Source organism: Mesobacillus sp., from assembly GCF_049588175.1.
Lineage (GTDB): Bacteria > Bacillota > Bacilli > Bacillales > Cytobacillaceae > Mesobacillus.
Genome location: NZ_JBAVFI010000748.1, coordinates 1 through 4,840, shown reverse-complemented (window position 1 = coordinate 4,840; position 4,840 = coordinate 1). Strand labels below are relative to the sequence as shown.

At 40.5% G+C, this 4,840-nt stretch carries 5 protein-coding genes; 3 read left to right on the top strand and 2 right to left on the bottom strand.

Features of this window, described 5'->3' with window-relative positions:
• A partial coding sequence (locus tag WB217_RS18185) for a GAF domain-containing protein (protein WP_423994714.1) occupies positions 1–393 on the bottom strand: 393 nt, incomplete at its 3' end.
• 152 nt (positions 394–545) lie between these two features.
• Between WB217_RS18185 and refZ the strand changes: the two genes are divergently transcribed.
• Entirely contained in the window at positions 546–1,181 is a 636-nt protein-coding gene (gene refZ, locus WB217_RS18180) for a forespore capture DNA-binding protein RefZ (RefSeq protein ID WP_423994713.1), read from the top strand.
• Between the two features lie 91 nt (positions 1,182–1,272).
• Here refZ and hisJ read toward each other — a convergent pair whose 3' ends face one another.
• Complete coding sequence (gene hisJ / locus WB217_RS18175) at positions 1,273–2,064, bottom strand: histidinol-phosphatase HisJ (protein ID WP_423994711.1); 792 nt, start codon at positions 2,062–2,064, stop codon at positions 1,273–1,275.
• Between the two features lie 201 nt (positions 2,065–2,265).
• Here hisJ and ezrA point away from each other — a divergent pair, with 201 nt between their 5' ends.
• Positions 2,266–3,954 (top strand): septation ring formation regulator EzrA, encoded by a 1,689-nt coding sequence (gene ezrA, locus WB217_RS18170; RefSeq protein ID WP_423994709.1) that lies wholly within the window; start codon positions 2,266–2,268, stop codon positions 3,952–3,954.
• Positions 3,955–4,160: 206 nt separating this feature from the next.
• Positions 4,161–4,840 (top strand): cysteine desulfurase family protein (locus WB217_RS18165; protein ID WP_423994707.1); only part of this gene is annotated, 680 nt, incomplete at its 3' end.

Here is a 4,840-nt window from a genome sequence, read left to right as displayed (position 1 = left end):
ATCAAGGACTCCGAGTAATTTTCCATCCTTGATCATAGGGACGACGATTTCTGACTGAGATGCTGCATCACAAGCAATGTGGCCAGGGAATGAGTGAACATCCTCAACGCGTACGGTCTCCCTTTTTGAAGCGGCAGTTCCACATACGCCTTTGCCAATCTGAATCCTGACACATGCGGGCAGTCCCTGGAATGGTCCTAGGACAAGCTCACCATCCTCCATGAGATAAAAACCTGTCCAGTTAACGCGATCAAGAAATTGGTTCAATAATGCAGAAGCATTGCTCAAATTTGCAATCGCGTTTTTTTCATCTTCGATCAAGGCTTTTAGTTGCTTTATTAATAAATCGTAGTTTTTGTCACGGTTGTCGCTGTAATTTTCGACTTTAAACATCCTTTTTCCCCCTTATCCATGAAGTTTTACTATACATTGTATCAAATATAGCCGAAACAATGGATACTTTGTCGAGCTTTTTTTAAAGGGAATTTCGTATATTTCCAGAAAGGTAAACAGTAAGAGATTGCTTTGAAAGGGAGGGGTGGAGATTGAGGAAAAATTCTAAAGCTGCAATCATGGATGCGGCCATCTTCTTGTTTAACACAAAGGGGTTTAATGGTACATCAGTCAGGGATATTGCAGCAAAGGCGGAAGTGAATTCGGCGAATATCTCTTACTATTTCCAAAATAAGAATGGACTCCTCGAAAACTGTTTTACTGCCTTTTTTGAAAGCTATCTTGAAGAATTGGAAAAGGGGTTTTCATTGCTGGATTGCGGAGCGGAAATTTGCCTGAAAGCGATGGTTGATAATGTGTTAAGGTTTCAATGTGAAAATATCCAGTTAACAAGGTTTATATTAAGAGAAATGACGATTGATTCACAGGTAGTTCGCGAAATCATGTCTACCTACCATGTGAAAGAGCGTTATTATTTCAAAAAGGTGCTTGAAAGGGGTATGGAAACCGGTGAATTCAGGAACCTGTCCGTCCAGTACATTATTTTACAGCTAAAGTCCCTCCTTTCTATGCCGTTTTTAAATACTCATTATGTTACCGAGGTTCTCCATATACTGCCACATGAACAATATTTTGCCGCTAAGTACAGTAAGGAGATGTCCCAATGGATAAAAGGGACAATCTGTCTGGATCTGCAGGAGCAGCCAAAGGTGTTAATCAATATATAAATCGTTTAAGTAGTCTTATCTTTAATAAATAGGCTATTACAAGAACCCTAAATTATTAAGTGGAAACCGGCATAAACGCCGGTTTTCTTTTTTATAGACGCATACTGCCCAGCCCTTGGCCAAGCTCCTTTGCCTGATGTGCATCAGATCCATAAACTAATGGTATCCCAAGAGTGATTGTCTGCTTGATTACCCATTCAGGTGGATATGGCTCACGGCACAGAGGTTTTGCCGTACCGGCACCGTTATAATCAAGCTCATATCCATGCTCTGAAACTTTTTCCAATATTTGAGTAATCTCCTCCGTGAACGTGTTCTCAGTAGGGAAACGCAACCTGAATTTATTCGCTAGAGTAATATGCCCGATTCTCTTAGGTTTGTACAAACCTAAATCAGTTTGTATTGAATTCAGCACCGTTTGGTAATAATGGCGGTGAACCTTTTCCACCGAGCCATAATGCTCAACCATGGCGTTGAAGGTTTCAGGACTGTAATCAAGGCAATCATACGCACCATTCATATCTTTTAAAAAATGTACTGATAGAATTGCGTCATTTAAATGACGTCCATATTCATTTAAGAAAGCTGCAGTCTGTTCTTCATACCCCTCAATGAAATCAACCTCCAACCCAGTATTGATCTTGATTCTGCCATGGTACTGTTGTTTGGCTTTTTCAATTATTTTAAAATAATCTTCAAGATCATCGAGTTTCATCGCGCTGTCCTTTAATGGCGTCGGATCAATGAATCCTTCTGGAAGCGGTGCATGCTCTGCAAAGGTAATTTCCGTATAGCCAAGCTGTAAAGCTTTTTCAATATACTCTTCGATTTTATCCTTTGTTCCATGCGGACAAAAAGAAGTGTGTACATGGCCGTCTCTCATAAAAACACCACCAAAAGTAATATTTTTCGTTTGCTGCAGAGCCAAATCGGCTTATTTCGGATAATTTCAACAAAAAATCTCAAATAAATAGTCAAAAATTGTCGTTTACATGGTAATATAAATACATTATACACGCATTTATAAATTCAATTTATATATATGGATATAGAACTTGGAATTTGTGAGGCCAGGGGGATAACAATGAAGTACATAATTGGCGGAATTGCTATATTAATAATTCTTTATTTAATAGGTTATTTTAGGAAACGGAAATTTTACAGTGAAGTGGACAGATACGAGTCCTGGAAGATCGAGATTATGAACCGGCCTGTACTGGATGAAATGTCAAAAGTAAAACAGTTGAACATGACAGGACAAACAGAGGAGCTTTTCGAGCGCTGGCGCCAGGAATGGGATGAACTTGTTACTTCGAAGCTCCCGGGAATAGAAGATTACTTGTTTGATGCTGAAGAATATATTGATAAGTATCGGTTTAAAAAGGCGAAAGACTCACTTTCCATCATCGACCAGAAACTGACTGAAACAGAGGACAAAATCAAAAAAATCCTCCACGAATTGAATGAACTGGTCGGCAGTGAAGAAAAGAATCGTGATGAAATTGATGGACTCAAGGAGGAATACAGGGAAAGCAAGAAAAACCTCCTGACTCACCGCCACAGCTTTGGCAAAGCGGAAGCAAGCCTTGAGGCTACCCTTGAAGAGATCCAGGGGAAATTCGTGGAATTTGATGAGAAAACCGAGAACGGAAATTATTTAGAAGCAAGGGAAACGGTCTTGACAATCAAAGCAATGCTTGACGAGGTTGCCTTGAAAATGGATTCGATTCCTGCGCTGCTGCATGATTGCCAATCTACACTCCCTGGTCAAGTCAGCGATATAAAAGAAGGGGTCAAGGAAATGTCTGCCCAAGGATATATTCTCGATCACCTGAATGCAGAAGCAGAATTAGAGAATATCGGCAATGAACTTTCCGAATACATTGTTTCACTTGAAAGCGGGGACGTCGAAATAGCTGGACAGGGCATTCATGGCTTAAAGGAAAAAGTCGATCATCTTTTCGATCTTCTCGAACATGAAGTTATGGCTAAACAATACATCAGCAAGACTGAACATGAAGCCAAGGAAATTCTCGTAAAAGCTATAACGGAAAGCAAGACACTTAAGGAAGAAACAAAGCACATCCAGGAAAGCTACCATCTTTCGGAAAAAGAGCTAGCAGCTCAAACAAATGTTGAACAGCAAATAAAGGGGCTGCTCAAACGTTTTGAATTGATTGACCACAGAATTACTGAAAATGATACACCTCAGAGCTTGATAAAGGTTGAACTCGAAGAAGCTAAACAGCAGCTTGATGCTCTTGTTGAAGAACAAAAAGCACTGATGGAAAAGCTTAGCGCTTTGAGAAAGGATGAATTGGCTGCAAGGGAGAAAGTAAAGGAACTTTCCAAAAAGATTACGGAAATGGTCCGGACGATCTCCAAAAGCAATATGCCAGGGTTATCGCAGGATTATAAGTATCTTCTTGACGATGCTAATGAAAGCATCAATCAAGTAAATGAAAAACTTAATCAGAAGCCGCTTGATATCCCTTCTATTCATCAATATTTGGAAATAGCTGTCTTAACCGTGAACAAGCTGGAAGCTTCGACAGAGGAAATCGTCGAGACGGTCATGCTTGCCGAAAAGGTTATTCAATACGGTAACAGATACCGGAGCAGATACCCATCGGTTGACCGTGGCCTGCGTGAGGCAGAAGAGTTTTTCAGAAACTATAATTACCGCCAGGCGCTCGAACAGGCTGCAACTTCAATTGAAGAAATAGAACCAGGAGCACTAAAGAAAATTGAAGTCTTGCTTGCTGAAAAATAATTATAACCAGTCAGGTCTCCAAAAAAGGAGACCTGTTTTTTTGGAGGCAGTTTGCCTGTCTTTTTCGCAAGGTCTGCCCCATAAGAAAGTTTTGGGAAATAATAAACTGTGTCGCATGTGCAGAAGGTCCTGATTGATTTTCAATGGACTGCTAATATGATAAGATTTTTAGTTAGCATAAAGGTTCTGAACAAGGGGGGAAGACGATGATTTATTTTGACAACAGTGCAACGACAAAACCCTATAAAGAAGTATTAAATTCATTTTTGAAGGTATCTGAGGATTTTTTCGGCAATCCATCATCTCTTCATAGAATTGGCGGGCAGGCAGAGAAACTGCTCCAGCAGGCCCGCAGCCAGGTTGCTAAATTGCTTAACGTCAAGGAAACAGAAGTATTATTCACCTCTGGTGGTACAGAGAGCAATAATCTTGCTGTTAAAGGCGTGGCAATGGCACATAGAGAACGAGGAAGACATATCATTACCACTGCCATGGAGCATGCCTCCATTCATAACGCAATGATGCAGCTTGAGACGCTTGGATTTGAAATTACGTATATTGATCCAGATGCCCATGGTTTCATTAGCACAGAAGCAGTCGAAAAGGAAATGCGTGATGACACTATCCTAGTATCCATTATTCACGTGAATAATGAAGTCGGTACGATCCAGCCAATTGAGGAAATTGGCTCAATGCTGAAAAAGTACCCTAAGGCAATTCTTCATGTCGATCACGTCCAGGGAGTTGGAAAGGTCCCACTGGATTTTACCAACGCTGGGATTCATTTATGTACGATCTCTGGGCATAAATTTCACGGACTGAAAGGAACAGGCGCCTTATTAGTTAAAGAAGGAATTCGTTTGTCGCCATTATTTTCGGGCGGGAA

Excerpts from the sequence above, each read along its gene's own strand:
- hisJ (WP_423994711.1), bottom strand. The coding sequence starts at position 2,064 with ATGAGAGACGGCCATGTACACACTTCTTTTTGTCCGCATGGAACAAAG.
- ezrA (WP_423994709.1), top strand. The coding sequence starts at position 2,266 with ATGAAGTACATAATTGGCGGAATTGCTATATTAATAATTCTTTATTTA.